This window comes from Vibrio sp. HI00D65 (assembly GCF_001635455.1).
In the GTDB taxonomy this organism is placed as follows: domain Bacteria; phylum Pseudomonadota; class Gammaproteobacteria; order Enterobacterales; family Vibrionaceae; genus Vibrio.
Map to the genome: position 1 here is coordinate 1 of NZ_LWEH01000556.1, position 547 is coordinate 547.

Here is a 547-nt window from a genome sequence, read left to right on the forward strand (position 1 = left end):
GTACAGCCTGAAACCCTGAGCATCTCTGGCGGTATCATTCTATTTATCATCGCGATTAAGATGATTTTCCCGAGCGCTGGCAGTATTACAGGGCTTGCTGCAGGTGAAGAGCCGTTTATCGTGCCGATGGCGATCCCTATGATTGCTGGTCCATCTGTCATTGCTGCACGTAAACGAGAACAAACAGGAAAGAATAGAAAGAGCGAATACCACAAATACATCCACTCTCAAATCACTCAAGATTAGTGATTACACACACGCTCACGATTGGTGCACAGCTTGCCATCGACAAGCACGACCTTTTCCATCTTCAGGAAAAACTTCAGCAAATCATCCAGATCGAGACCATTTAGCTTACTAGCTTACAAGTATGGAAACGAGCTTCAGTGCCATACATCTGAGCCAGTTCTTGTGCCAGCGCTTCTCGAGTCAGAGGCTTTGCACTAAGCAAGTTTAAAACGTTGTGTGCGTGAATTTCGGTAGTCATAACTCAATCTCATGTTTAATGAATTACACGTAGAGTACCGAGTTTGAGCAAAGCTGCCTT

At 45.0% G+C, this 547-nt stretch carries 2 pseudogenes; one reads left to right on the plus strand and one right to left on the minus strand.

Annotation, left to right across the window (positions count from 1 at the left end):
- Positions 1–168: pseudogene (locus tag A3712_RS27185) on the plus strand (MarC family protein); the annotation flags it as partial.
- Positions 169–242: 74 nt separating this feature from the next.
- Here the strand turns inward: A3712_RS27185 and A3712_RS23760 are convergent.
- A pseudogene (locus A3712_RS23760) lies at positions 243–487 on the minus strand (YecH family metal-binding protein).
- Between the last annotated feature and the right edge of the window lie 60 nt (positions 488–547).